This is a genomic window from Rhodoferax sp., from assembly GCF_030653815.1.
Lineage (GTDB): Bacteria > Pseudomonadota > Gammaproteobacteria > Burkholderiales > Burkholderiaceae_C > Rhodoferax.
The window spans coordinates 1-24641 of record NZ_JAURYQ010000002.1 but is presented as its reverse complement, the minus strand read 5'-3'; the positions used below and the strand labels follow the sequence as shown (position 1 = coordinate 24641).

The window sequence follows — 24641 nt, the reverse complement described above, 5'->3', positions numbered from 1 at the left end:
ACCTGCTCGTAGGCCGGCAGCGCCAGTTGCTGCTCCATCAGGTGTTTGGCCTGTTTTTCGTGGGCGGCAAAGGCGGTGAACAGAAAGTCGGCGTCAGAGTGTTCAAAGTTGTAGGTGGACTGTTCCACCTCGTTCTGTTTGTACACATCGCCGTAGCTGAGCTTAGAGCCATCGGCGCCTTCGGTCCATGTCAGGTTGTAGACGTTGTCCACCCCTTGCAGGTACATGGCCAGGCGCTCCAGGCCGTAAGTGATCTCGCCGGTGATCGGGCGGCAGTCAATGCCACCGACCTGCTGGAAGTAGGTGAACTGCGTCACCTCCATGCCATTGAGCCAGACTTCCCAGCCCAACCCCCAGGCGCCCAGCGTCGGGTTTTCCCAGTCGTCTTCAACAAAGCGGATGTCGTTTTTCTTCAGGTCAAAGCCCAGCGCCTCCAGGCTGCCCAGATACAGCTCCAGAATATTGCTGGGCGCGGGCTTGAGCACCACCTGGTACTGGTAGTAATGCTGCAGCCGGTTCGGGTTTTCACCATAGCGGCCGTCCTTGGGCCGGCGGCTCGGCTGCACATAGGCGGCTTTCCAGGGCTCCGGCCCGAGTGCGCGCAAAAAGGTGGCGGTGTGCGAGGTGCCCGCGCCGACCTCCATGTCGTAGGGCTGCAACAACGCGCAGCCCTGGGCGTCCCAATACGACTGCAGTTTCAAAATGATTTGCTGGAAGGTCAACATAAGCGGTAAGGACAGCGCATAACGCGGCCCAAGAGTAAATGAGTTTGACGCAAGCCCCTGCGTCTGAGTGGGCAATTTTACGGGCTTATGCGCGTCTCAAAAGGCAGGCGGATGCGATTCAAACTGAAGTCGCTGCGCGAGTGGTCTGACCCGCAAACTTTTCAAACAACAGGCATGACGCCAAACCCGGCGCGGCGACCGGTCCATGCGCATGCGGTTTTGGGGGCAAATCACGCACGAAATAGAGAGTGCCTTTCGCCGACCTGCTGTCTGCGCGCGCCTTTGCCCCCAAAGCCCGGTCGCATGACCCCATCCCCGCACCTATGCGCCTGTGTGGCACGTCGTTTTTGTCGAAATTTCCCCTGCGGGTCCACTCACCAGCGCATCAAATCAGTCGGGTGATGGGGCAAACACCGTGATGCAGCCTTTGATCCGGCATCTCACCCAGTTTGAACACATCCCAGGCACCCGAATGGCGCTGCGCTTCAGCCGGGCTACAGTCCGAGTTTCATGCGGTCCGGGCGCATCCACCAGGCCGGCAGAAGCAGGCCCAGCGCCAACAGCAACAGGGGCCACAGGCCACAGCGCGCCAGCCACCCGGCGTAGGGCGTGACGCCGGTGCGCCCTTGCACCGTGCCGTGCAGCGCCGTGGCCGTATGGGGCGTGGCCGCGTGGGTGATGCGGGCGCGGTGGTCGACGATGGCGGTGCGCCCGGTGTTGGTGGCCAGCAAGAAGGGCCGGTCAAACTCCAGCGCGCGCAGCCGGGCGATCTGCAAATGCTGGTCCATCGCCAGGCTGTCGCCGAACCAACCCAGGTTGCTGACATTGAACAGGATCGTGGGGGCAGAAGCCTTGTCAAGAAACTGCTTGGCCAGCTCTTCGCTGAACAGGTTCTCATAACAAATGGTGGCGGCCAGGCGTTGCCCCTGCCAGTCAAAGCTGGGCTGCGGCAGGGCACCCCGGTTGAAGTCACCCAGCGGGATGGCCATGAGATCGGTGAACCAGCGAAAAAACGGCGGAATGAACTCGCCAAAGGGCACCAGATGGTGCTTGTCATACTGCCAGGGCGCTGCCTGCCCGGGCTTGAACCCGACCACCGAATTGGTGTAGCCCGCACTGAAACTGCCCAGCGGAACACCCACCAGCGCGGCCTGATCGCCCACAGCAAAGCGCTGCTGCAAGGCTTGCCAATAACCGTCGGGCAGTTGCTCGGGCAGCAGCGGCAGCGCCGTCTCGGGCGTGATGATGAGCGGGCTTCTGTTCTGTTGGAGCTGCTCGCCGTACCAAGTCAGGGCCCTGAGCACGCCGGTGGCCGAATCGAATTTTTCATTCTGGGGAATATTGCCTTGCAGTAGCGTCACATCCAGCGTGCCGGCCGAGCCGCCCTGCGGATCAGGCAGACACGATGGCAAGAACAGCAGCCCCAACAGCAGCACAGGTCGCCAGGCCTCGCCCCAGCGTGCACCCAGGGCAGCCAGCCAGCCCAAGGCCAGGCCAGCCGCCAACAGGGCAGCGACAAAACTGACACCATACAGGCCCACCCAGGGCAGCAGCCCGGCCAGCGGACCCGACAGATGCGCGTAGCCAATGGCACCCCAGCCAAAGCCAGTCCACAGCACGCCCCGGGCCAGTTCGGCCAGCAGCCACAAGGCGGCAAACACCAAGGCAGCCCATACCGGGTGATTAGGCGCCAGCCACCTGAAAACACCGGCCGCTACCGCGTAATACAGCGCCAGCAAACCGGCCAGCGTGATCACGGCCAACACGGCCAAAGGGGCAGCCAGCCCGCCGAAGGTATGCATCGAGGTAAAAAGCCAGCCAAAGGTGCCCGCCAACCAGGCCGTGACAAACAACCAGCCGCGCCAAGCCGCCACTCGCCAGCTGGCACTGGTGCGCAGAAAAACCACCAAGCTGGCCAGCGCCAGCGATTGCAGCAACCACAAGGCTTGGCCCTGCACCAAGCCGAGCCAGGCCAGACTTGGCGGCAGGTCCACAGGCCAGGCCAGGCTGGCCGCCTGCAACGCACCTGCCAGCAACAGGGCCAAGCTCAGGCCCAAACCGGCGACAGGCCGATTACTCAGCGCCATCCGGCACCGGGGACACCTTGAACCATTTCACCGCACCACCCTTGGTGTGCATCACCACAAAGTCCAGGCCGGCACGCATATGGTGCTCGCCGCGCCTGGGCACGTGGCCCATCTCATGGGCGATCAGGCCACCAATGGTGTCAAAGTCTTCTTCCGAGTCGTCACTGGTGAGCTTGACACCAAACGCGGTTTCGACCCGCTCGATGGTGGTGTCACCACTGACCCGGTAACTGCGGTCGGCCAGGCCGAAAATGTCGCCTTCATCGTCGGCAATGTCGAATTCGTCCTCGATCTCACCGACAATTTCTTCCAGCACATCCTCAATGGTGACCAAGCCAGCAACGCGACCAAACTCGTCAATGACGACCGCCAGGTGGTTGTGGTTGCTTTGAAAGTCGCGCAGCAAATCGTTCAGGCCCTTGCTTTCGGGCACAAACACCGCCGGGCGCAACAAGGCGCGGATATTGAGCTCGGGTGCCCGCTGCAACTTGAGCAGGTCCTTGGCCATCAGGATGCCGATGATGTTTTCGCGCTCGCCCTCGAACACCGGGAAACGCGAGTGCGCGGTGTCGATCACCCCGTGCATCATGGTGTCGTAGGGGTCGTCGATGTTGACCAATTCCATGCGGGTGGTGGGCACCATGACGTCGCCGGCGCTCATGTCGGCCATGCGGATCACGCCTTCGAGCATCTTGCGCGAATCGGAGCCAATCAGCTGGTTGTGCTCGGCTTCGGCCAGGGTTTCAATCAATTCATCGGTCGAATCAGGACCGGGGTGGATGAACTCGGCAATCTTTTGCAAAAAAGTTCGTTTATCTTCCCGGTCGGGACGCGTGGGGTAGGGGTCGGACACAGCCAGTCAGGCAGGACATGCGGTTGTTGAACAAGCCATAAGGATAGCGGATAACACAATTGCCTGGTCAAAGCGTTAGCCCGACCGGGGCATCAGTCGCGTTTTTCAGCCCCTGTCGTGCCCAGCCAGGCGCTTTGCAAACTCGACAAAGTGTGGCGAAATTGCTTGGCCTGCACCTTGATGCGGTAGTTGGCCTGGGCCATGTGCTCCTCAACCATTTCGGTGACCTGGCTGTTGAAGGTGGCGGGCGGCAAAGTCAGGTGGCCTTCGGTTTCGGACCCGTCAATGACAAAGGTGGCACCGGCGTGGCGGGCAATCCGGAGCATGGCAGTGTTTTCGCTCAGCACATGCACATACAGCCTGCTCACACCCACGTTGCGGGCGTGCATCATGGCGCGTTCGAACAACCGACTCCCGTAGTGCCGGCCACGCGCCTGTGCCAGCACCGACACGCCGAACTCGGCACTCGGGCGGGCACCCGTCTCCGGGGCATAGGCCAGGTGCGCCACCGCAATCAGCACCAGATTGCGGTTGTAAATGCCAAAAATTTCATCGCGCTCAAAATTCAGACCATTGACATAACGGTCAATCTGCTCGTCGTTGGCGACAAAGCCAAAACGGAAATAACGATCATGGGCGTCGAGCGTCTTGAGATGAATGGCGATGCGGGCGCGGTGGTTTTCACCCAGCGAACGAATCGGCACCATGACATCGGGTTTTCTCGCGACGCGGGCGCGCAGAGTCGCTCGCGTCGCAGCGGCAGCAACATCAGCAGAAACCAGAGGATCAGAAAGAATGTCGGTCATGGGCCTCTAATATAAGGGTTTTCCCTAGGTATTGATCTCTAGAGCCGATAACTCCCACGAGTTTGTCGGTTTTACCGCAGTGGGTCTGGATAAACTTGAGGCACGATGCAAGCTTCAACCCAGATACGGGAGTCTATCTCCCGGGTGGTCGCACTGCGCCAGAAGGTTGCCGATCAACCTGATTTGGCGCTGGCGCTTCACACCATCAAACATGTTCAGGCGCAGCGTTTTGCCGGCACTTACCAGGACCTGTTGCACTCGGCCAGCTATGCGGCTTGTGCCAATTTTTTCCTGGAAGAGCTTTACAGTGCCAAGGACTTCGCCGAGCGCGACGCACAGTTTGCCCGCATTGCCGGCGCCCTGGAACGCACTTTTCCCCAGCAGGTGGTCGCCACCGCCGTGGCCTTGGCCGAGTTGCACCACCTGACCGAAGAGCTTGACCTGGCCATGGCCCTGAACTGGCAACGACAAGCGGGCCTCTCCGAGGCACAAACTTATGTGCTGGCCTGGCGCAATGTGGGTCGCCGCCAGGACCGGCTGTGGCAACTCCAGACCGTGCTGGACATTGGACTGGAGCTGGGGCAGTTGACGCGTAAACCGGGCCTGTATTTCATGCTGAAAATGATGCGCAAACCGGCACAGCTGGCTGGCCTGGGCTCGCTACAACATTTCCTGGAATCCGGTTTCAGGCACTTTGCCGATCTGGCCCGCAACCAAGGCACGGTCAGCAGTTTCCTGGACACCGTCAAAGCGCGAGAATCGGCCTGGCTGGACCGCCTGTTTGACGCCCCTGCTGCCACTTGCTCGGCTGAATTAAGCCGAACCCTGGCCGCCGCCGCGACGGACAGGACCTGAAGCCAGCCACCGCAGCGCAAGCACCGCTGACGTCCATCATCTCTTCTGTTTTAAAGGTTCTTTGTGCAACTCCCCCAAGGCATCACCCTGTTCGAGCGCGGCTGGCTGTCCTCCAACAACATCCTGATTCGCGGCACAAACCACTGCGCGTTGGTCGACAGCGGCTATGCCAGCCACGCTGCCCAAACCCTGGCGCTGGTGAGCTCGGCCCTGCAAGGCCAGCCGCTGGACCTGCTGCTCAACACCCACTTGCACAGCGACCACTGCGGTGGCAATGCCCTGCTGCAAGCCCATTATTCGCAGCTGCAAACCCTGATCCCACCCGGCCACGCGCGCTTTGTGGTGCCCTGGGATCCGGTCGCCCTGTCCTACCAACCCACCGGCCAACTCTGCCCACCCTTTGGTTTCAGTGCCACGCTGCAGCCCGATACCGAGTTGGTGTTGGGCGAGCAGACGTGGCAAGTGCACGCCGCGCCGGGGCACGACCCGCATTCGGTGATCCTGTTTCAGCCCGAACACCGCCTGCTGATCTCGGCGGATGCCCTGTGGGAAAACGGCTTTGGCGTGGTGTTTCCGGAACTTGACGGCGCCGACGCCTTTGACGAGGTGGCACAGACCCTGGAGGTGATCGCGGCGCTGGCCCCGGCCATCGTCATCCCCGGCCATGGCGCACCTTTTGCAGACGTGACCGAAGCCCTGGCACGGGCGCACCGACGCCTCGACAGCTTTGCCCAAGCCCCCGAGAAACACATCCGTTATGCGGCCAAGGTGCTGCTGAAATTCAAATTGCTCGATGCCCGAAGCCTGCCGTTGGCGGACTTGCTGCAATGGGCCCGGGCGACGCCGCTGCTCCAGCAGATTTACCCGTCTGGCGCAGCGGCCGGACAGCCATTTCAGGACTGGGTACTGGCCTTGCTGGATGAACTGGTGCGCAGCGGCGCTGCCAGCCGCGACCAGCAGACCGTCAGCAACACTTAAACATTGGGGTCAGACCACTCGCAAAGCGACGTGCTCTGACCCCAACCAATCAGACGAGGTGGTTGCGCACGCCGCTGGCGACATGGCCGGAAGGCACGTGCCGGGCGGCCGATTCGATGTGGCCGGTCTGGTCGTCAAAGAAAAAATCGGGCTCGAATTCACGCAGGAATTCGCCCTTGTCCAGGCCGCCCAAGAACATGGCTTCGTCGACCTCGATGTTCCAGTTCATCAGCGTGCGAATGGCGCGCTCATGCGCTGGCGCGCTGCGCGCGGTGACCAGCGCGGTGCGAATGCGCATGGCCGGCGTGCCGGCCTGCTGCAGCCGCTGCAAGGCAAACAGCAGGGGCTTGAACGGGCCGTCGGGCAGGGGCAGCGCGGCCTTTTCCATCTCATGCTGGTGGAAGGCGTGCAGGCCCTGGCTTTGGTAGACCTGTTCGGCCTCGTCGCTGAACAACACGGCGTCGCCGTCAAAGGCAATGCGCACTTCAGCCGGGTGCGCGTCGCTGGCGTGAACCGAGCGCGGGTAGACCTGGGCAGCCGGCACACCGGCATCGAGCGCGGCGCGCACATCGCTCAGGTGCGTGCTTAAAAAAAGGTTGGCGTGCAGCGGTTTCAGGTAGCGCCAGGGCGGCTGGCCGCGGGTGAAGCTGCCGCGCTCGATGGCCAGCCCGTAGTGCTGCGCCGAGCGAAACACCCGCATGCCCGAGACCGGGTCATTGCGCGACAGCACGACGACTTCAACGGGGTGGGGCGGAATTTTTACAGCGTCCAAAGCATCAGCCCGCGCCCCGTTGAACGCCAACAACTTTTGCACCAACGAAAACGCCACGCCGGGCTTGGCGGGAATGTCCAGGCGCTGCAGTTGCAGCGCCATGTAGGCGCGGTCATCACCCTGCTCAAAGACCTCGTTTTCTTCCTCGAAGTCAAACAGGGCACGGCTGGAAATCGCCACCACCAGCTTGCCGTCGAGTGTCATGGCCATATCCAGTCCTAATTAGTTGGGGTCAGAGCACATCGCTTCCCGAGTGGTCTGACCCGCAAGGTTTCAATTTAGTTGGGTCAGAGCACGTCGCTACGCGAGTGGTCTGACCCACAAGGTCTTTTCATTGCTGCAAAAACATCCGGAACACCGGATTCGCGGTTTCTTCCACGTAGGGGTAGCCCAGCGTGGTCAGAAATTCGTCGAAGGCCTGCGCATCACTTGCCGGCACCTGGATGCCCACCAGAATGCGGCCATAGTCGGCACCCTGGTTGCGGTAGTGGAACAAACTGATGTTCCAGTTGGGGCGCAGCAGGCTCAAAAACTTGAGCAATGCACCCGGGCGCTCGGGAAAGACAAAGCGCAGCAGACGCTCATCATCGGCCAGCTGCGAGTGCCCGCCCACCATGTGCCGCACGTGTTCCTTGGCCAGTTCGTCGTGGGTCAGGTCCAGCGCCTCGAAGCGGTGCCGGCTCAAGTGTGCGGCGATCTTGCCGGACTCGCCCCTGGCGGCAGTGGTCAGGCCGACAAAAACATGGGCTTTTTTGGCGTCGCTGATGCGGTAGTTGAATTCGGTCACATTGCGCAGCGTTTTGGGGCCGCCAAAACTGGGCAAGTTGCCAATCAGCTCGCAAAAGCGCCGGAAGCTGCCGCGCTCTTCGGGAATGGTCACGGCAAACAAGGCTTCCCGCTCCTCGCCCACTTCGGCGCGCTCGGCGACAAAGCGCAGTCGGTCGAAGTTCATGTTGGCGCCGCACAAAATGGCGGCGTAGGTCTCACCCTTTTTCTTGTGCGTGGCCACATATTGCTTGATGGCCGCCACCGCCAGCGCACCAGCCGGCTCCACGATGCTGCGGGTATCCACGAACACGTCCTTGATGGCCGCGCACACCGCGTCGGTGTCGACCAGCATGTAGTCGTCGACCAGTTCACTGGCGACACGGAAGGTCTCTTCACCCACCAACTTCACCGCCGTGCCGTCCGAGAACAGGCCGACATCGGCCAGGGTGACACGCTGTTTGGCGGCCACCGATTGCGTCATGGCGTCGGAGTCGTTCATCTGCACACCAATCACCTTGATCTCGGGGCGCAGCGCCTTGATGTAATTGGCCACGCCGGCAATCAGGCCACCACCGCCAATCGCCACAAACACGGCATCCAGGCGCCCCTGGTGCTGGCGCAGCAGTTCCATGGCAATGGTGCCCTGGCCGGCGATCACATCGGGGTCGTCAAAGGGGTGGACGAAGGTCAGGCCTTCCTTTTTTTCCAGCGCCACCGCGTGGCCGTGGGCGTCTGAATAGCTGTCGCCAAACAGCACCACCTCGCCACCGAAACCGCGCACCGCATCGACCTTGACCTGCGGCGTGGTGGTCGGCATGACGATGACCGCGCGGCAACCGAGCCGCTGGGCGCTCAAGGCCACGCCCTGCGCATGGTTGCCGGCCGAGGCGCAAATCACGCCCTTTTTCAGGTGCGCCGGGCTCAGGTGCACCATCTTGTTGTAGGCACCACGGAGCTTGAAGCTGTGCACCGGTTGCTGGTCTTCGCGCTTGAGCAGCACGGTGTTGTGCAGGCGCGCGCTGAGGTCCTGCGCAATTTCCAGAGATGTTTCCACCGCTACGTCGTAGACGCGGGCCGTCAGGATCTTTTTGAGGTAGTCAGCGGGGGTCAGTGCAGCAGGGCGAGTCATCGCGTTCATAAAAATTTGAATAAGGAAAAAGGAATGAGATGGGCCTAGAGACGCTGCAGCGCGCTGCGGTAAACCCTGTTTTTTTCACGCTTGCCCGCCGCAATGACGGTGACAAAAATATCGGCATCATCCACGCGGTACACCAGCCGGTAGCCGACGCTGTGCAATTTTATTTTGTAGCAATCGGGCATGCCGTGCAAAGCCGCCGATGGGACACGGGGCGTCAGCAGACGTTCTGCCAGTTTCTTCTTGAAAGGCTCGCGCACGCTGGCGTCGAGCTGCTGCCACTCACGCAAGGCGAGTTCATGAAAGCGAAGCTTAAAGCTCGTCAAGACGCACCTCGACAAACGGCCCGTCGGCGCGTTCGCGCACCAGTTTGGCGTCTTCCAGGTCTTCGAGGTGCGCCATCAGCCGCTCGTAGTGGCTGGCCGGAAGCAGGTAGGCCTCGGGGCGGTTGTGGTTGAGCACGGCCACCGGCGCGTCGTCAGCTTGCTTCAAAATATCGGCGTAATTGCGTTTGAGCTCAGTGACACTCACCGCAAAATGGGAAAGAACAGTATCCATGGCAGACCTATCAATGTTTTATAAAGCATTTTATATGGCGTCAATTAAAGCACGAAATACAAACACGGCTTCATGCACAATGACGCTTTTTCGTTAACAGGATGCTTGACATGGAATGCACAGTCAATTGGACCGGCGCGCTGGGCACGCGCTCGGGCATGGGTTTTGTCGCCGAAACCGGCAGTGGTCACACGCTGGTGATGGACGGCGCTCCCGACGCGGCCAAGCCCGAAAACGGCGGCCAGAACCTGGCGCCGCGACCGATGGAAACGCTGCTGGCCGGTGCTGGCGGCTGCACCGCTTATGACGTGGTACTGATCCTGAAACGCGGACGCCACGACGTGCGCGGCTGCACTGTCAAGCTCGACGCCGAGCGCGCCGACGTCGACCCCAAGGTGTTCACCAAAATCAACATGCACTTCACCGTGACCGGTAAAGGTGTACCCACCGCTGCGGTCGAGCGCGCCATTGCCATGAGCCACGAAAAATACTGCTCGGCCAGCGTCATGCTGGGCAAGACTGCAGAAATTACCACCAGCTTTGAGGTACTGGAGAGTTAAAGACCAAGCCCGGACAGCCATCGGCCCGAGGGCGGGCCTCCCACAAAGGCAATGTGCTCCTTGTGTGCAACATCATGCTTTTGGTGGGAGCGGCGCCCTCTCCGCGATGGCTTTTGCTGATCAGATCCGGTGCGCCACGGTGGTCATGACTTTGGCGGCTGCGGTCATCAGGCCCCTGACTGGCGGGGGCAAGTCAATGGCACCCAGCTCTTTGGCGTCGAGCGCGTGGCGCGCTTCGTCGTCCTTCATTTGCGCCACGATGGCGCGTGAGGCGTGGTCCCCCGCAGGCAGGCGGTTCAGGTGGCTGTCCAGATGCGCCTCCACCTGGTTTTCGGTCTCGACCACAAAGCCCAGACTCACCTTGTCGCCCAACTTTCCGGCCAGCAGCCCAATGCCAAAGGCACCGGCGTACCACAATGGATTGAGCAGCGAGGGGCGCTCGCCCAGCTCTTTCAGGCGCTGTTCAGTCCAGGCCAGATGGTTGGTTTCCTCGGCACTGGCCTTTTGAAAGTGGGCGCGCAAGGCTTCATTTTTGGTGGCGAACGCCTGCGCCGTGTACAGCGCCTGGGCGCAGACCTCGCCCACATGGTTGACGCGCATCAGCGCGCCCGCCTCTTTTTTGTCAAGTTCCGAAAGCTCGGTGACATCACCCGGCACCGTCGGGCAGGCCGCGGTGCCACGATGCTGCGCGAACACCGTGCGCAGGGCGTCATCCACGGTGCTTAAAAATCGGTCCATCATGTTGATTCCAGTTTTTTTGAGTTAGGGCTTGCGCAAAATCGTCCCGGCTACGCGGACCGACGCAGGCAGTACAAGACGTACGACAAGGAGGAACAACAACGCTGGGGCGATTTTGCGCAAGCCCTATTGTAAATTTGTGCGCTATATTGCTCTCCATGAACGCCAATTCAACCCTGTCTGCGCAGTCGGCGGCTGAACTTCAGTCCTTGCTGCGGCGGCATGGCAACGCGCCTCATGCCCTGGTGCAAATCCTGCGCGAGTTTCAGGCTTTTGCCGGCTGGTTGCCACGTCCGGTCTTGCAGCACCTGGCCAAGGCCTTGAACCTGACGCTGGCCCATGTGCAGGGGGTGGCTGATTTTTACCGCTTTTTTCATACCCGGCCGGTGGGCAGCTACCGCGTGCTGTTCAGCGACAACATCACCGACCGCCTGCTCGGCAGCGAGGCCCTGTTGCGGCAATTGTGTGGCTTGCTGAAGGTCGCACCCGACCAGATGCGTGCCGATGGCCGCGTCAGCATCGCCACCAGCTCGTGCACCGGCCTGTGCGACCAGGGGCCGGCCCTGCTCATCAACCACCATCAGGTCATCACCCGGCTCACGCCAGAACGCATTGTCCAGATGGCCGAATTGATTGAACAGCAGGTGCCCCTTGCGCAGTGGCCAACGCCATGGTCGCAGGTGGACGACCAGATTCGCCTGGCCGATGTCAAGCTCGGCCCGCAACCCGACCCCGGTGCCGGCATTGCGGCTGCGCTGGCGCGCACGCCCCAGGCCATGCTCGACGACCTGAAGCGCTCCAAATTGCGCGGCCGGGGCGGCGCCGGTTATGCCACCGGCACCAAATGGCAACTGTGCCGCAACGCGGCGGGGCGGGCGCATTACGTGGTCTGCAACGCCGACGAAGGCGAGCCCGGCACCTTCAAGGACCGGGTGCTGCTGACAAGTTACGCCGACACCCTGTTCGAGGGCATGACCATCGCCGCCTGGGTGGTGGGCGCCAGCCAGGGCCTGGTCTACCTGCGCGGCGAATACCGCTACCTGCTGGAGCACCTGCAAGCAGTGTTGCAGCGCCGGCGTGAACAGGGCCTGCTGGGCCAGGCCATCCAGGGCAAGGCCGGCTTTGACTTCGACATCGGCATCCATGTGGGCGCCGGGGCTTATGTCTGCGGCGAGGAGTCGGCACTGATCGAATCGCTCGAAGGCAAGCGCGGCGTGCCCCGCATCCGCCCGCCTTTCCCGGTGGAGCACGGTTACCTGGGCCAACCCACCACCGTCAACAACGTGGAAACCTTCTGCGCCGTCACCCACATTGCCGTGCATGGCGGCGCCTGGTGGGCGCGCATTGGCACGGCGCAATCGACCGGCACCAAGATCCATTCGGTCTCCGGCGACTGCGAACGCCCGGGCATTTACGAGTACCCCTTCGGCACCCGCATCGGGCGCATCCTGGAAGACTGCGGCGCGCGCGACACGCAGGCGGTGCAGGTGGGCGGCCCCTCGGGCGTGTGCCTGTCGGCGCTGGAATTTGGCCGCCGCATCGGTTTTGAGGATGTGCCCACGGCGGGCGCCTTCATGGTGTTCGACCGCAGCCGCGACCTGTTCGAGGTGGCACGCAACTTTGCCCACTTCTTTGCCCACGAGAGCTGCGGCTTTTGCACGCCCTGTCGCGTCGGCACCGAGCTGGTGGTGCGCCAGCTGGACAAGCTCAAGCGCGGTTACGGCTCGAGCGCCGACATCCAGGTGCTGTACGAGCTCGACAAACTGATGCACGGCGCCACCCACTGCGGTCTGGGCGCCGCCGCCTGCAACCCGCTGCACGACACCATCGCCAAGTTCCGCCCGGCCTATGAGCAGCATTTGAAGTCGCTGCACTTTGTCGCCGGTTTTGACATGGACGCCGAGCTCTCGCAAGCGCGGCGCGCCACCGGGCGCAACGACAGCGGCGCGCACCTGGAGAATTTCGAATGAGCACCGACCACCGCATCGACGCCCTGAGTCCGGGCACGTTTTCGCTCGATGGCCAGGAGGTCGAATTCGGCCCCGGCGACACCTTGCTGCAGGCCGCCCGCCGCGCCGGGCACTACATTCCGCACCTGTGCTGGCACCCTGACTTTGCCGCCCATGGCTCCTGCCGGCTGTGCACCGTCAAGGTCAACGGCCGCAGTGGCGCCGCCTGCACGATTGCAGCCAGCAGCGGCCAGGAGGTCGAGAGCGACACGCCCGAGCTCAACGCCCAGCGCAAAACGCTGCTGCAAATGCTGTTTGTCGAGGGCAACCACTTTTGCCCGTCCTGCGAAAAAAGCGGCAACTGCCTGCTGCAGGCCACGGCCTACCAGATGGGCATGGACGGCCCGCATTTTGAAGAGTTCTACCCGAACCGGCGCGTCGACGCCAGCCACCCCGACCTGCTGCTGGACCTGAACCGTTGCATTTTGTGCGGCTTGTGCGTGCGCGCCAGTGCGCACGAGGGCAAGCATGTGTTCGCCATGGGCGGGCGCGGCGTGGCCAGCCATTTGCTGGTCAACAGCGACAGCGGCCAACTGGCCGACAGCACCCTCAGCGCCACCGACCACGCCGCCAACATCTGCCCGGTCGGGGCCATCCTGCCCAAGCGGCGCGGCTTTGTCATCCCCATTGGCCAGCGCCGTTTTGACAGCCACCCGGTGGCGCAGGAGGACGAGCCATGACGCGCACGTTGACCGGGGCGACACCCCCGCACGCGCCGCGCAAGCTCAAGGTGGCCACGGTGTCACTGGCGGGCTGCTTTGGTTGCCACATGTCGATCCTCGACATCGACGAACGCCTGCTGGAATTGCTGGAACACGTGGAGTTTGACCGCTCGCCGCTGACCGACATCAAGACCATTGGCCGCTGCGACATCGGCCTGATCGAGGGCGGCCTGTGCAACGCCGAGAACGTGCAGGTGCTGCGCGAGTTCCGGTCGCACTGCAAGACGCTGGTGGCGGTGGGTGCCTGCGCCATCAACGGCGGTCTGCCGGCCCAGCGCAACCAGCGTGACGTGGGCCAGATGATGTGCGATGTGTATTGCAGCCACAGCGGCACGGTGGCCGGCAGCCAGGTGCCCAACGACCCCGAACTGCCGCTGCCGCTGAACCACGTGCACCCGATCCACGAGGTGGTGCATGTGGACTATTTTTTGCCCGGCTGTCCGCCCAGCGCCGACGCCATCTGGTCATTTCTGACCGACCTGCTGGCGGGGCGCACGCCGCAACTGGGGCCTGGGTTGATTCACTATGACTGAAAGACACCCCCCATGACCTTTGCACTTGAAACCGCCACCCACCCCGAAAACCTGCGCCGGGTGGCGATTGACCCGGTGTCACGCGTCGAAGGCCATGGCAAGGTGACGCTGCTGCTCGACGCCAACAACCACATCGAACAGGTGCGCCTGCACATTGTGGAGTTCCGGGGCTTCGAGAAATTCATCGAGGGCCGCCCTTACTGGGAGGTGCCGGTGATGGTGCAGCGCCTGTGCGGCATCTGCCCGGTGTCGCACCACCTGGCAGCAGCCAAGGCCTTTGACCGCGTGCTGGGAGCCACCCCGGTCAGCGCCAGCGCCAACGCGGTGCGGCGGCTGATGCACTACGGGCAAATCCTGCAGTCCCACGCACTGCACTTTTTTCACCTGTCGTCGCCCGACCTGCTGTTCGGCTTCGACTCCGAAGTGGCCAGGCGCAACATCGTGGGCGTGGCGCAAGCCCACCCCGAGATCGCCAGGAAAGGCATCTTGCTGCGCAAGTTCGGCCAGGAAATCATCCGCATCACCTCGGGCAAGCGCATCCACGGCACCGGCGCGGTGCCGGGCGGCATCAACAAACTGGTGACATGGGAAGAACGCAACAGCCTGCAGCGCGAGCTGCCGCAAATGCTGGCCTGGGCGCAGGATGCGGTGGACATCGCCAAACAGCTGCATGCGCAAAATCCGGCGCTGTACAACAACTTTGGCAGCTTCAGATCCAAAGTGATGTCGCTGGTGCGCGCTGACGGCGCCATGGATTTGTACGACGGTGTGCTGCGCGTGCGCAATGAGGACGGCCACATTCTGTTTGACCAGGTGGACGACCAGCGCTACCTGGAACTCATCGAAGAAGAAGTGCGGCCCTGGAGCTACATGAAGTTCCCCTACCTGCGCAGCCTGGGTGCGCAACTGGGCTGGTACCGCGTGGGGCCGCTGGCGCGGGTGCAAAACTGCGACTTCATTCCCAGCGCCCGCGCGGAAGAAGAGCGCCGGGCTTTTGTCGCCTGGGGTCAGGGCGAGCCGGTGCACGCGACGCTGGCCTACCACTGGGCGCGCATGATCGAGATGCTGCACGCCGTCGAAGTGATTGCCGAATTACTGGCGGATCCGGCACTGCTGTCGGGTGACCTGGTCACCAGCGGCGTGCGCCAGCGCCATGGCGTGGGCATGATCGAAGCCCCGCGCGGCACCCTGATCCACGACTACGAGGTGGGCGACGACGACCTGGTGACGCGCTGCAACCTGATCGTGTCGACCACCCACAACAACCAGGCCATGAACGAATCGGTGCGCGCGGTGGCACGCGATTACCTGGACGGCCATGAACTCACCGAAGGCCTGCTCAACCACATCGAAGTCGCCATTCGGGCCTATGACCCCTGCCTGTCCTGCGCCACCCATGCGCTGGGTCAGATGCCGCTGGAGGTGACGCTGCTGGCGGCTGACGGCACGCTGCTGGACCAGGTACAGAAATCGGCACAAGGCGGGCTGACGCGCGCCCCATGACGGCCCGCGTATTGGTGCTGGCCTGGGGCAATCTGAGCCGGGGTGATGACGCGCTGGGGCCGCTGTGCCTGGCGGCGCTGCGCGAACAACTGCCAGACAGCTTGCAAGACCAGGTGGAGTTTCTGGAAGACTACCAATTGCAGGTTGAGCATGCGCTGGACTTGGTGGGCCGACAACGCGTGCTGTTCATCGACGCCAGCCTGAGCGGCCCCGCACCGTTCGAGGTCACCCAATTACAGCCGGCGCAAGACGCCAGCTTTACCACCCACGCCCTGTCGCCGCAGGCCTTGCTGCAGGTCTACCAGGACATGCAAGGCGAACCGCCACCGCCCTGCACTTTGCTGGCGATCCGTGGCGAAGCCTTTGAATTGGGCGAGCCACCCTGCCCGGCGGCGCTGGCCAACCTGAACCACGCGCAGGCATGGGCCAGCCTGTGGTTGCTGGAGGCTGCTTGAGCCTTGCCAAATCAACCCAGCGCGTCGTTTACCTGCTCATTGAATTCCGCCAGACTTTGCGCCGTTTGCACCTCACGCGGCAAGGCATCGCGGACTGAAAAGACCCCCAAAATCTTGTTGGCGTCGGTCACGATGGGCAAGTGCCTGAAGCCGCGCTCGATCATGATCAGCACCGCGTCGGCCACCTTGGTCTCGGGGGTCACGCAAAACGGGCTGCGCGTCATGATGTCGGTGACCGTGGTGACGGCGGGGTCGAGCGACTTGGCCACCAGGCGGGTCATCAGGTCGCGCTCGGTCACGATACCCAACAGCGTGTTGCTGGCGTCAATGACCAGCACGCTGCCGCAATTGGCCCGGGTCATGACACAGGCCGCCGCGTAAACCGTGGCAGTGGGCACCACGCTGACCACATGGCGCTGCGCCATCGATTGAAAAACAGTGCGTTCGGTCATGGCAGGCTCCTCGGATGCTTATGGGTTGATGGGTTCAGCGCAGCGCAGCGTTGATTTTTTCCAGCGCCTGGGAGCCTGGGTTGAGCTGCTTGGCGCCCAGGGTGTTGAGCGGCACGGCGCAGGTGTTCATCGCCATATGCAAATCCGTGGCCAGCGGGTCCACGTACAGCAGGCCGGTCACCACCTCGCCGCGCGCCTGGTGCTGCTGCATGTAGCTCATGGCGGCATAACGGTCGGTGGGGTCGTAGTCGGTGTGCAGCTTGCGCAGGCGCAGCACAGAGCCATCGTGCTGCTCCACCTCAACCACCTCACCCGGGGCGTAGTCGGTGGTGATCTCGTGGCCTGGCGTGATGAAGTCGATGCGACTCACGGCCTCGTTGTGCTGGCGCACGTAGTCGTAGCTCTTGGTGCTGCCGCCGTGGTTGTTGAAGGTCACGCAGGGGCTGATGACGTCAATGAACGCCGCGCCGCCATGCGCCATGGCGCCCTTGATGAGCGGCACCAGTTGCGCCTTGTCACCCGAAAAGCTGCGCGCCACAAAGGTGGCCCCCAGTTGCAGCGCAATGCCCACCAGGTCGACCGGGCTGTCGCTGTTGACCACGCCCTTCTTGCTCTTGGAACCGCGGTCGGCGGTGGCCGAGAACTGGCCCTTGGTCAAGCCATAGACCCCGTTGTTTTCCACAATGTAGGCCATGCGCACGCCGCGCCGCATGGCGTTGGCAAACTGGCCCAGGCCAATCGAGGCCGAGTCGCCGTCGCCCGAGATGCCCAGGTACAGCAGCTCGCGGTTGGCCATGTTGGCGCCGGTCAGCACGCTGGGCATGCGCCCGTGCACGGTGTTGAAGCCGTGCGAGGCGCCCAGAAAATAGTCGGGGGTTTTGGAACTGCAACCAATGCCTGACAACTTGGCCACGCGGTGCGGCTCGATGTCGAGGTCCCAGCAGGCCTGGACGATGGCCGCCGAGATCGAGTCATGGCCACAGCCCGCGCACAGGGTGGAAATGCGGCCCTCGTAGTCGCGCCGGGTGTAGCCCACCTTGTTGGTGTGCAGGGTCGGGTGATGCAGCCTGGGTTTGGCGATAAAAGTCATGCTGTCTCCTTCTGCACGCTGTCGTGGATGTTGCGAATGATGAAGCGCGCGGTGATGGGTGTGCCGTCGTAATGCAGCACGCGCACCAGTTTGGCCGGGTTGACCTCCAGCTCGTTGATGAGCATGGTGCGCATCTGGCCGTCACGGTTCTGTTCTGCAACAAACACCTTGTCGTGCGCGGCGATGAATTCCCGCACGGAATCCGGAAACGGGAAAGCGCACAGGCGCATGGCGTCGACATGGTCGCCATTGGCTTCCAGCACATCCAGCGCCTCACGCATGGCCGGGGTCGTGGAACCATAGTAGATGATGCCCAGCCGGGTGGGCTTGGCAGCCTTGCGGAACACCGGCTGGGGCACCAGGGTCTCTGCTGTTTTGAATTTATGCAAGAGCCGCTCCATGTTGTAGATGTAGTCGGCCCCAGCCTCGGAATACATGGCCTGCGGATTGCGCGAGGTGCCACGGGTAAAGAAGGCGCCCTTGCTGGGGTGGGTACCGGGCAAGGTGCGCCACGGAATGCCATCGCCGTCCACGTCCTTGTAGCGGCCAAAAGGCTTGCCGGCCTCCAGTTCTTCAGCTGTCATGACCTTGCCGCGGTCGTATTCCTTGGCGTCGTCCCAGACAAAGGGTTTGCACAGCCGCTGGTTCATGCCGATGTCGAGGTCGGTCATGACAAAGATCGGCGTTTGCAGCCGTTCGGCCAAGTCCAGCGCCGCCGCCGAATGGGTAAAACACTCGTGCGGGTCCTGCGGGAACAGCAGCACATGCTTGGTGTCACCATGCGACGCATAAGCGCAGGCCAGCAGGTCCGCCTGCTGGGTGCGGGTGGGCATGCCGGTGCTTGGGCCGCCACGCTGCACGTTGATGATGGTCACCGGAATCTCGGCAAAGTAAGCCAGGCCGATGAACTCGGTCATCAGCGACACCCCGGGGCCCGACGTGGCGGTAAAAGCGCGTGCGCCGTTCCAGCCCGCACCCACCACCATGCCGATCGAAGCCAGCTCGTCCTCGGCTTGCACGATGGCAAAGCGATGTTGCCCGGTGGCGGGGTCGATGCGGAATTTCTCGCAGTATTTCTGGAACGCCTCGGGGATTGAGGTGCTTGGGGTGATGGGGTACCAGGCGGCCACCGTGGCGCCACCGTACACCAGGCCCAGGCCTGCCGCGCTGTTGCCGTCGGTAAAAATCTGGTCGCCCACGTTGTCGGCGCGCTGCACCCGGATGCCCAGCGGCGCCTGCATGTGCTGCTTGACGTAGTCACGCCCCATGTGCAGCGCCTTGATGTTGGATTCGAGCAGGCGCTCCTTGCCCTTGAACTGCTCGGCGAAGAGTTTTTCGAACACCTCGGCATCCACGTCCAGCAGCACCGACAGCGCGCCCACATAAATAATGTTCTTGAACAACTGGCGCTGGCGCGGGTCGGTGTAGGCGTTGTTGGCAATTTCGGTCAGCGGCACACCCATGTTGTGCACATCGCCGCGAAATTTTTCGGGCGGCATGGGCCTTGTGCTATCAAAAAACAGGTAGCCTCCGGGCTCGATTTCGGCAATGTCGGCGTCCCAGGTTTGCGGATTCATGGCCACCATCATGTCAACGCCGCCGCGCCGGCCGTGGTAGCCCTTTTCGCACACGCGGGCCTCGTACCAGGTCGGCATGCCCTGGATGTTGCTGGGAAAAATATTGCGCGGGCTCACCGGCACGCCCATGCGCATCACTGCCTTGGCGAACAACTCGTTGGCCGAGGCCGAGCCCGAACCATTGACATTGGCAAACTTGATGACGAAATCGTTAATGGCTTCTATGCGCTTCATGCGGCCTCCGGTTGGGCAATGTGGGCTGCAGGCGTGGGCTGGGTGTCACGGCACCTGGGTCCCGCCTGCGTGGTGTTGAGCAAAAATTTCTGCATGTCCCAGGCGCCGGTCGGGCAGCGCTCGGCACACAGGCCGCAGTGCAGGCAGACGTCTTCGTCCTTGACCATGACGCGGTTGGTTTTGAGTTCGGCCGACACATACAAATCCTGCCCGGTATGCGTGGCCGGTGCCTTCAGCCGGGTACGCAAGTCGGCCTCGTCGCCATTGGCGGTGAAGGTGATGCAGTCCATCGGGCAAATGTCGACGCAGGCATCGCACTCGATGCAGGTGTTGCGGTTGAACACGGTCTGCACGTCGCAGTTCAGGCAGCGGCTGGCTTCCTTGAAGGCCGTAGCGGCGTCAAAACCCAGTTCGACTTCCACCTTGATGTTGGCCAGCGCCTTCTCGGCGGCAGCCCAGGGCACCGCGTAACGGATGTCGTTGGACACGTCGTTGCGGTAGCTCCACTCGTGGATGCCCATTTTTTGCGACATCAGGTTGACCATGGGCGGAGGGCGCCGCGCCACGTCTTCGCCGCTGAGCATGCGGTCGATCGACACCGCCGCCTCGTGCCCGTGGGCCACGGCCGTGATGATGTTTTTGGGCCCGTACGCGGCATCACCGCCAAAAAAGACCTTGGGCACTGTGGACTGGAACGTGCCCTCACCCAGTACCGGCAAGCCCCATTTGTCAAATTCGATGCCACAGTCACGCTCGATCCAGGGGAAGGAATTTTCCTGGCCAATGGCCACCAGCACCGTGTCGCATGCCAGCAGCACGTCGGGCTCGCCGGTCGGCACCAGGCTGCGCCGGCCCTTGGCATCGTATTCGGCACGCACGATCTCAAACGTCATGCCGGTGAGCTTGCCGTTCACATGCTCCACCGACTTGGGCACGTGGTAGTTCAGGATCGGAATGCCTTCGTGCTGTGCGTCCTCCTTCTCCCAGGGCGAGGCTTTCATTTCCTCAAAACCGCTGCGCACCACCACCTTCACGTCCTTGCCGCCCATGCGGCGCGCTGAGCGGCAGCAGTCCATGGCGGTGTTGCCGCCGCCAAGCACAATCACGCGCTCGGCCACGGTGGTGGTGTGGCCGAACGACACGTTGGCCAGCCAGTCGATGCCAATGTGAATGTGCGCCGCGGCCTCGGCCCGGCCCGGCACATCGAGTTCGCGCCCGCGCGGTGCGCCGCAGCCAACAAACACCGCATCGAAGTTCTGCGCCAGCAGCGCCTGCATGGAGTCCACCCGCTGGTTATTGACAAACTTCACGCCCATGTCGAGGATGTAACCCGTCTCCTCGTCAATCACCTCTTCGGGCAAACGAAAACGCGGGATCTGCGAGCGAATGAAGCCGCCGGCCTTGGCCTCGCCCTCAAACACCGTGATCTCGTAACCCAGTGGTGCCAGGTCTCGTGCCACCGTGAGCGACGCCGGGCCGGCGCCCACACAGGCAATGCGCTTGCCGTTGGGGGGTGAAATGGCGGGCATGCGGGCGGTCACGTCATCCTTGAAATCAGCGGCCACGCGCTTGAGACGGCAAATCGCCACCGGTTCGGGCTTTTTGCTGTTGTTCTCCTCCACCCTGCCACGCCGGCAAGCGGGCTCGCACGGGCGGTCGCAAACGCGACCCAGAATGCCCGGAAACACATTGCTCACCCAGTTGATCATGTAGGCGTCGCTGTAGCGACCCTGACCAATCAGGCGAATGTATTCGGGTACGGGGGTATGGGCCGGGCAGGCCCATTGGCAATCAACGACCTTGTGGAAATAGGCCGGGTTGGCGATGTTGGTAGCTTGCAAAGTTGTCTCCTTGCCCTGCAAACGCTTGCGAAATGATGCTGCAGGTGAGGGGGCATCCTACGCCCATCCGCCGCGCTGGCGCTCCATGAAAACCCGCAATTCGCGAATTTGCTGATCCAGATCAAAAAACAGACTGCCAAAAAAATAGGCTGAAAACTTGATTTGGCTCAAACATCCCAACCGATCGGCCGCCAAAATGACCTCCTCACAGCCCAGGAGAAACCATGAATCCACTACAACACATTGAACAATTCAAGGCCCTTGACGCCTGCCACCAAAAAATTCACGAGCAGCTGGCCGAGCTGGCAGATTTGCTGGAACGGCTGGATACCGAGAGCGACAGCCCGCATTGCCGCCAAAAGGCCAAAACCATCGAAGCGTTTTTTTCCGAGGTTGCCCGCCCCCACCATGCCGAAGAAGAAAAAAATGTGTTCCCGGCGCTGCTTGCAAGCGACAACGCCGAACTGGTGCAGGCTGTGCGCACCTTGCAGCAAGACCATGGCTGGATTGAGCAAAACTGGCTGGAACTCGCCCCCATGCTGCGCGCCATCGCCCTGGGCGAAGACTGGGCTGACGTGACTGAACTCAAACACAACGCGGAAGTCTTTGTGAACCTGTGCCACGACCACATCATGCTGGAAGAATCCTTGATCTACCCCGAGGCCAAAGCCCACCTGATCAAGGACTTTGCCAGCCGTGCGGCGCGGCTGGCAAAGTCATAGGCGTTTGGCCGGTCAACTGAAGTCGACCCCACAAAAATTCGGGGAAACATTAGCGGGCAGGATCCCTCCTCCATCACGTATGCGCATAAAATTTGCGCATATGTGATGGAGGATACGAATGTTGAATTTTGAAAATTCGCCAAAAAAAGCGACCAATTTGTCACTCAATATCGGCTTGCTTGAAGCGGCTCGCCAACTGGGGTTAAACCTGTCGCAAACGGTTAACACGCTGTTAGCAGACGAAGTGAAGCGCCGCTACTGGGCAAAATGGAACGAAGACAACAGGGACGCGATTTCAGCCTACAACGACAGAATTGCCAAACACGGCCTGCCGCTCACCCAATACCGCAGTTGGGGCCAGTCGCTGGGTGATGGCCGGACGGAGCGCTGAGATGGCACGTTTTGATGTTTATGCCAATCCTGATGCTGGCGAACGCGCTCTTATTCCGTTTTTTCTAGACGTCCAAAATGACTACATCAAGGGGCTAGAGACCCGCGTGGTCGTTCCTTTGTGGTCCAGCGACTCATTGGTGACCAAGGTCGCTGACTTGAACCCTGAATTTGAAGTTGGCGGAAAGCGGGTGGTCATGGACACACCTGCACTGGGTGCGGTCCCTAAGGCGGTACTCAAGCAGTTTGTCGGAAATTTGGCATCACAACAGCTACCGATTCAAAACGCGCTCGATACCTTGTTTGGCGGGTTTTGAAACGCTCTTGGCTAATAAATTCCACACTCGCAATGCATCCCGCGGATCTGGCGGTACATCCGGGCTGGCGGCCAACCAGGCGTCAAAACCAGTCAAATCACCGCGTACCCATAAACAAAAAGCCCCGTCAGGGGCTTTTTGCTGGCTGGCCGGAAAGGCCGGGGATCAGAAGCGGTGGCGAATGCCGAAGGCAAAGCTGTTTGAGTCAGTTCCAGGCGAAGCCGTTACACCTCCAATGTAACCATTGCCGCCAGGTGCTACCTGTGCAGTGTTCTTGTTGTTGTAACGCACCGCCACCAAGTTCAAGTCAGTGCGCTTGGACAGCGCGTAGGTGTAAGCCGCACCGTAGGACGACACATCAGCATTCGATGGCCGCTTGTCATCGTACGTCGTGTAAGCAACAGAAATGGTGTTTACTCCAGCGGTGTAGCGATACCCAAGGTGATATAGCGTGCCATCTTGTTTAAGGGCTTGTGTATAGGCGTTTTGAATAGCAGAGGCGACCGTACCTGGCAGTCCACCAGCGACCAGAAGTGTCCCAATCGTCGTCATATTGGAAGGATTGTCGTCAGTGATTTGAATCACCATACCGGAGACTTTATGCGCGTTCATTGTCATGGAAGCGCCAAGCACCGTGGTCTTTAACGAATCCTGTCCCAATTCGTTTTTGGCGGCATTGTAGCCAAGGCCCACGGCGAAATTACTGGCCTTGTAGCTGGCGTTAAAACCCAGCATCTTGCTCTTATCGTTCGCGGCTTCTCCATTGTCACCCAAGGCATACATCAAAGAGCCAGAAAAACCATCTTTGACGATTCTGTATTGCAAGGCATTCGATTTACGAATCTCCAACACGGCAGGAAAGGCCACAATCTGACCCGCCGCCAACCCCGATTGGGTTTCCATAATGTCAAACATGGAGTTTGTCTCGAAAGCCGGTGTATACATGCGACCAGCCAATACCGCGCCTACAGGGGTGATCATGCCAACGTAGGCCTGACGGTCAAAAAACCGATTGCCATATTGACCCACGTTGACGCCAAAAACCTCATTGGCCAAACTGGCAACCAGTCCACCGTTGCCAGTCGCACCGGTCAAAATAGCTTGTGTCGGCGGTAGCAATGGCGAAAAAGAGGCTGGCAAACCAAGCTGGCTCGCTGACATGAATCGCTCAGACAACTGTGTGCCAGAAATCGGCGTGCTCTTGTTCGCACCGGTATCCAGTTCTACGCGCGCTTCAAGGTTAAAAATGGCCTTGTAACCGCCACCCATATCTTCAGTGCCCTTGATCCCCCAGCGTGAGCCTTCCATGATGCCGCTGGCCACTTGCGTCACCGTGCCGGCCTTCAAGCCGCTCACCGACGTGATACCGACATCTGCCAGACCGTACAGCGTCACGCTGGAATCGGTTTGCGCCTGCGCCAGGCCGGCACAGCACAGCGCGCTGGCCAGTGCCACATGACGCAGACCCAGCACAGAAGCCTTGGATGAAGATTGATTGTTCATGATGTTTAAAAAGAGTTGAAAGAACGACCGGCAAAGAAAAAAGAACGACCGTGCCTATTTTGCAGAGACTCCCGCCGCACCACAAGGCATCCAGGCCCAAGAATGCACCTGATTAGTGATTTTTCCCACAAGGGTTTTCCCTGATTTGGTGCATTTCATCGCCACGTCCGCCGCTCCAATTCGCAGGGCGTTCTGTGACAGAAAGCTCTCTTCTAGGTCCATTCAAAGGCTCGCGTGATCCCTATTGGCAAAAATGTCGCGACAACACCACAAAAACGCGCTCACAAGGCATGCAAATTGCATTCACCCACGACTGTTGGCACTTTTTAGGTGTCTTCATGGTGAAATAAATCTTGTGATGATTAGTTCGTCGCCTCAAAACAAGCTCTCAAGCGCGTTTTGATTTTTTAACTTAAGGAGTTTTCATGAAAAAAAGTCTTATTGCCTTGGCAGTGCTC

The 24641-nt window shown here is 61.3% G+C and carries 25 protein-coding genes; 11 read left to right on the top strand and 14 right to left on the bottom strand.

Annotated features, from left to right (window positions below):
• From glyQ to Q7U49_RS00200, 4 genes are all read right to left on the bottom strand, one after another.
• Nucleotides 1-725: glycine--tRNA ligase subunit alpha (gene glyQ, locus Q7U49_RS00215; protein WP_304761594.1), on the bottom strand; the 725-nt coding region annotated here is incomplete at its 3' end.
• A gap of 494 nt (nucleotides 726-1219) precedes the next feature.
• Entirely contained in the window at nucleotides 1220-2812 is a 1593-nt protein-coding gene (lnt, locus tag Q7U49_RS00210) for an apolipoprotein N-acyltransferase (RefSeq protein WP_304761592.1), read from the bottom strand.
• Nucleotides 2799-3665, bottom strand: coding sequence for an HlyC/CorC family transporter (locus Q7U49_RS00205; protein WP_304761591.1), 867 nt, complete (start codon nucleotides 3663-3665; stop codon nucleotides 2799-2801). The genes lnt and Q7U49_RS00205 overlap by 14 nt, the downstream gene beginning before the upstream one ends.
• A 92-nt stretch (nucleotides 3666-3757) precedes the next feature.
• Nucleotides 3758-4471: an N-acetyltransferase family protein gene (locus tag Q7U49_RS00200; protein ID WP_370653942.1), complete on the bottom strand. Its 714-nt coding sequence runs from the start codon at nucleotides 4469-4471 to the stop codon at nucleotides 3758-3760.
• A 105-nt stretch (nucleotides 4472-4576) separates the two neighbouring features.
• Here Q7U49_RS00200 and Q7U49_RS00195 point away from each other — a divergent pair, with 105 nt between their 5' ends.
• A complete protein-coding gene (locus Q7U49_RS00195; protein WP_304761589.1) occupies nucleotides 4577-5326 on the top strand; it encodes a hypothetical protein in 750 nt (249 codons plus the stop codon).
• A 63-nt stretch (nucleotides 5327-5389) separates the two neighbouring features.
• On the top strand, nucleotides 5390-6304 hold the full coding sequence (locus tag Q7U49_RS00190; protein WP_304761587.1) for an MBL fold metallo-hydrolase: 915 nt from the start codon (nucleotides 5390-5392) through the stop codon (nucleotides 6302-6304).
• 49 nt (nucleotides 6305-6353) lie between these two features.
• Here the strand turns inward: Q7U49_RS00190 and Q7U49_RS00185 are convergent, their stop codons facing one another.
• From Q7U49_RS00185 to Q7U49_RS00170, 4 genes are all read right to left on the bottom strand, one after another.
• Complete coding sequence (locus Q7U49_RS00185) at nucleotides 6354-7286, bottom strand: 5'-nucleotidase (protein WP_304761585.1); 933 nt, start codon at nucleotides 7284-7286, stop codon at nucleotides 6354-6356.
• Nucleotides 7287-7407: 121 nt separating this feature from the next.
• A complete protein-coding gene (gene ilvA / locus Q7U49_RS00180) occupies nucleotides 7408-8982 on the bottom strand; it encodes a threonine ammonia-lyase, biosynthetic (RefSeq protein ID WP_370653941.1) in 1575 nt (524 codons plus the stop codon).
• 35 nt (nucleotides 8983-9017) lie between these two features.
• Complete coding sequence (locus Q7U49_RS00175; RefSeq protein WP_304761583.1) at nucleotides 9018-9305, bottom strand: type II toxin-antitoxin system RelE/ParE family toxin; 288 nt, start codon at nucleotides 9303-9305, stop codon at nucleotides 9018-9020.
• Nucleotides 9292-9537 (bottom strand): type II toxin-antitoxin system Phd/YefM family antitoxin, encoded by a 246-nt coding sequence (locus Q7U49_RS00170; RefSeq protein ID WP_304761581.1) that lies wholly within the window; start codon nucleotides 9535-9537, stop codon nucleotides 9292-9294. Before Q7U49_RS00170 ends, Q7U49_RS00175 begins: the two co-directional genes overlap by 14 nt.
• 110 nt (nucleotides 9538-9647) lie before the next feature.
• Here Q7U49_RS00170 and Q7U49_RS00165 point away from each other — a divergent pair, with 110 nt between their 5' ends.
• Nucleotides 9648-10097, top strand: a complete 450-nt coding sequence (locus Q7U49_RS00165; RefSeq protein WP_304761579.1) for an OsmC family protein — start codon at nucleotides 9648-9650, stop codon at nucleotides 10095-10097.
• Between the two features lie 120 nt (nucleotides 10098-10217).
• Here Q7U49_RS00165 and coq7 read toward each other — a convergent pair whose 3' ends face one another.
• The gene (gene coq7 / locus Q7U49_RS00160) at nucleotides 10218-10838 is read right to left on the bottom strand and encodes a 2-polyprenyl-3-methyl-6-methoxy-1,4-benzoquinone monooxygenase (RefSeq protein WP_304761577.1); all 621 of its coding nucleotides are present in this window, start codon (nucleotides 10836-10838) and stop codon (nucleotides 10218-10220) included.
• 155 nt (nucleotides 10839-10993) lie between these two features.
• Here coq7 and Q7U49_RS00155 point away from each other — a divergent pair, with 155 nt between their 5' ends.
• From Q7U49_RS00155 to Q7U49_RS00135, 5 genes are read left to right on the top strand one after another with little or no spacing between them, the layout of a single operon-like run.
• Nucleotides 10994-12805, top strand: coding sequence for an NAD(P)H-dependent oxidoreductase subunit E (locus Q7U49_RS00155; RefSeq protein ID WP_304761575.1), 1812 nt, complete (start codon nucleotides 10994-10996; stop codon nucleotides 12803-12805).
• The gene (locus tag Q7U49_RS00150) at nucleotides 12802-13524 is read left to right on the top strand and encodes a 2Fe-2S iron-sulfur cluster-binding protein (RefSeq protein ID WP_304761574.1); all 723 of its coding nucleotides are present in this window, start codon (nucleotides 12802-12804) and stop codon (nucleotides 13522-13524) included. The genes Q7U49_RS00155 and Q7U49_RS00150 overlap by 4 nt, the downstream gene beginning before the upstream one ends.
• Nucleotides 13521-14099: an NADP oxidoreductase gene (locus Q7U49_RS00145; RefSeq protein WP_304761573.1), complete on the top strand. Its 579-nt coding sequence runs from the start codon at nucleotides 13521-13523 to the stop codon at nucleotides 14097-14099. The genes Q7U49_RS00150 and Q7U49_RS00145 overlap by 4 nt, the downstream gene beginning before the upstream one ends.
• 12 nt (nucleotides 14100-14111) lie before the next feature.
• Nucleotides 14112-15602: a Ni/Fe hydrogenase subunit alpha gene (locus Q7U49_RS00140; protein WP_304761572.1), complete on the top strand. Its 1491-nt coding sequence runs from the start codon at nucleotides 14112-14114 to the stop codon at nucleotides 15600-15602.
• Nucleotides 15599-16057 (top strand): hydrogenase maturation protease, encoded by a 459-nt coding sequence (locus Q7U49_RS00135; RefSeq protein WP_304761570.1) that lies wholly within the window; start codon nucleotides 15599-15601, stop codon nucleotides 16055-16057. Before Q7U49_RS00140 ends, Q7U49_RS00135 begins: the two co-directional genes overlap by 4 nt.
• An 11-nt stretch (nucleotides 16058-16068) precedes the next feature.
• Here Q7U49_RS00135 and Q7U49_RS00130 read toward each other — a convergent pair whose 3' ends face one another.
• The 4 genes from Q7U49_RS00130 to Q7U49_RS00115 are packed head-to-tail and all read right to left on the bottom strand — an operon-like array spanning nucleotide 16069 to nucleotide 21251.
• Nucleotides 16069-16509 (bottom strand): cyclic nucleotide-binding/CBS domain-containing protein, encoded by a 441-nt coding sequence (locus Q7U49_RS00130; RefSeq protein ID WP_304761568.1) that lies wholly within the window; start codon nucleotides 16507-16509, stop codon nucleotides 16069-16071.
• 34 nt (nucleotides 16510-16543) lie between these two features.
• Nucleotides 16544-17599, bottom strand: a complete 1056-nt coding sequence (locus Q7U49_RS00125) for a 2-oxoacid:ferredoxin oxidoreductase subunit beta (RefSeq protein WP_304761566.1) — start codon at nucleotides 17597-17599, stop codon at nucleotides 16544-16546.
• A complete protein-coding gene (locus tag Q7U49_RS00120) occupies nucleotides 17596-19410 on the bottom strand; it encodes a 2-oxoacid:acceptor oxidoreductase subunit alpha (protein WP_304761565.1) in 1815 nt (604 codons plus the stop codon). Before Q7U49_RS00120 ends, Q7U49_RS00125 begins: the two co-directional genes overlap by 4 nt.
• Nucleotides 19407-21251, bottom strand: coding sequence for an FAD-dependent oxidoreductase (locus Q7U49_RS00115; RefSeq protein WP_304761563.1), 1845 nt, complete (start codon nucleotides 21249-21251; stop codon nucleotides 19407-19409). Before Q7U49_RS00115 ends, Q7U49_RS00120 begins: the two co-directional genes overlap by 4 nt.
• A 224-nt stretch (nucleotides 21252-21475) precedes the next feature.
• Between Q7U49_RS00115 and Q7U49_RS00110 the strand changes: the two genes are divergently transcribed.
• The 3 genes from Q7U49_RS00110 (at nucleotide 21476) to Q7U49_RS00100 (ending at nucleotide 22680) form a co-directional block, all read left to right on the top strand.
• The gene (locus Q7U49_RS00110) at nucleotides 21476-21973 is read left to right on the top strand and encodes a hemerythrin domain-containing protein (RefSeq protein WP_304761562.1); all 498 of its coding nucleotides are present in this window, start codon (nucleotides 21476-21478) and stop codon (nucleotides 21971-21973) included.
• 118 nt (nucleotides 21974-22091) lie between these two features.
• Entirely contained in the window at nucleotides 22092-22364 is a 273-nt protein-coding gene (locus Q7U49_RS00105; protein WP_304761560.1) for a type II toxin-antitoxin system CcdA family antitoxin, read from the top strand.
• A gap of 1 nt (nucleotide 22365) precedes the next feature.
• A complete protein-coding gene (locus Q7U49_RS00100) occupies nucleotides 22366-22680 on the top strand; it encodes a CcdB family protein (protein ID WP_304761559.1) in 315 nt (104 codons plus the stop codon).
• A 165-nt stretch (nucleotides 22681-22845) separates the two neighbouring features.
• On the opposite strand, the gene Q7U49_RS00095 is transcribed toward Q7U49_RS00100, so the two are convergent.
• The gene (locus tag Q7U49_RS00095) at nucleotides 22846-24183 is read right to left on the bottom strand and encodes a porin (RefSeq protein ID WP_304761557.1); all 1338 of its coding nucleotides are present in this window, start codon (nucleotides 24181-24183) and stop codon (nucleotides 22846-22848) included.
• Nucleotides 24184-24641 lie beyond the last annotated feature (458 nt).

Coding starts and splice junctions, on each gene's coding strand:
- Q7U49_RS00195 (WP_304761589.1), top strand. CDS start 4,577: ATGCAAGCTTCAACCCAGATACGGGAGTCTATCTCCCGGGTGGTCGCA.
- Q7U49_RS00185 (WP_304761585.1), bottom strand. CDS start 7,286: ATGGCCATGACACTCGACGGCAAGCTGGTGGTGGCGATTTCCAGCCGT.
- Q7U49_RS00165 (WP_304761579.1), top strand. CDS start 9,648: ATGGAATGCACAGTCAATTGGACCGGCGCGCTGGGCACGCGCTCGGGC.
- Q7U49_RS00095 (WP_304761557.1), bottom strand. CDS start 24,183: ATGAACAATCAATCTTCATCCAAGGCTTCTGTGCTGGGTCTGCGTCAT.
- Q7U49_RS00120 (WP_304761565.1), bottom strand. CDS start 19,410: ATGAAGCGCATAGAAGCCATTAACGATTTCGTCATCAAGTTTGCCAAT.
- Q7U49_RS00170 (WP_304761581.1), bottom strand. CDS start 9,537: ATGGATACTGTTCTTTCCCATTTTGCGGTGAGTGTCACTGAGCTCAAA.
- Q7U49_RS00105 (WP_304761560.1), top strand. CDS start 22,092: ATGTTGAATTTTGAAAATTCGCCAAAAAAAGCGACCAATTTGTCACTC.
- Q7U49_RS00155 (WP_304761575.1), top strand. CDS start 10,994: ATGAACGCCAATTCAACCCTGTCTGCGCAGTCGGCGGCTGAACTTCAG.
- Q7U49_RS00145 (WP_304761573.1), top strand. CDS start 13,521: ATGACGCGCACGTTGACCGGGGCGACACCCCCGCACGCGCCGCGCAAG.
- Q7U49_RS00125 (WP_304761566.1), bottom strand. CDS start 17,599: ATGACTTTTATCGCCAAACCCAGGCTGCATCACCCGACCCTGCACACC.
- Q7U49_RS00110 (WP_304761562.1), top strand. CDS start 21,476: ATGAATCCACTACAACACATTGAACAATTCAAGGCCCTTGACGCCTGC.
- Q7U49_RS00140 (WP_304761572.1), top strand. CDS start 14,112: ATGACCTTTGCACTTGAAACCGCCACCCACCCCGAAAACCTGCGCCGG.
- Q7U49_RS00200 (WP_370653942.1), bottom strand. CDS start 4,471: ATGACCGACATTCTTTCTGATCCTCTGGTTTCTGCTGATGTTGCTGCC.
- Q7U49_RS00135 (WP_304761570.1), top strand. CDS start 15,599: ATGACGGCCCGCGTATTGGTGCTGGCCTGGGGCAATCTGAGCCGGGGT.
- Q7U49_RS00150 (WP_304761574.1), top strand. CDS start 12,802: ATGAGCACCGACCACCGCATCGACGCCCTGAGTCCGGGCACGTTTTCG.
- lnt (WP_304761592.1), bottom strand. CDS start 2,812: ATGGCGCTGAGTAATCGGCCTGTCGCCGGTTTGGGCCTGAGCTTGGCC.
- ilvA (WP_370653941.1), bottom strand. CDS start 8,982: ATGAACGCGATGACTCGCCCTGCTGCACTGACCCCCGCTGACTACCTC.
- Q7U49_RS00100 (WP_304761559.1), top strand. CDS start 22,366: ATGGCACGTTTTGATGTTTATGCCAATCCTGATGCTGGCGAACGCGCT.
- Q7U49_RS00130 (WP_304761568.1), bottom strand. CDS start 16,509: ATGACCGAACGCACTGTTTTTCAATCGATGGCGCAGCGCCATGTGGTC.
- coq7 (WP_304761577.1), bottom strand. CDS start 10,838: ATGATGGACCGATTTTTAAGCACCGTGGATGACGCCCTGCGCACGGTG.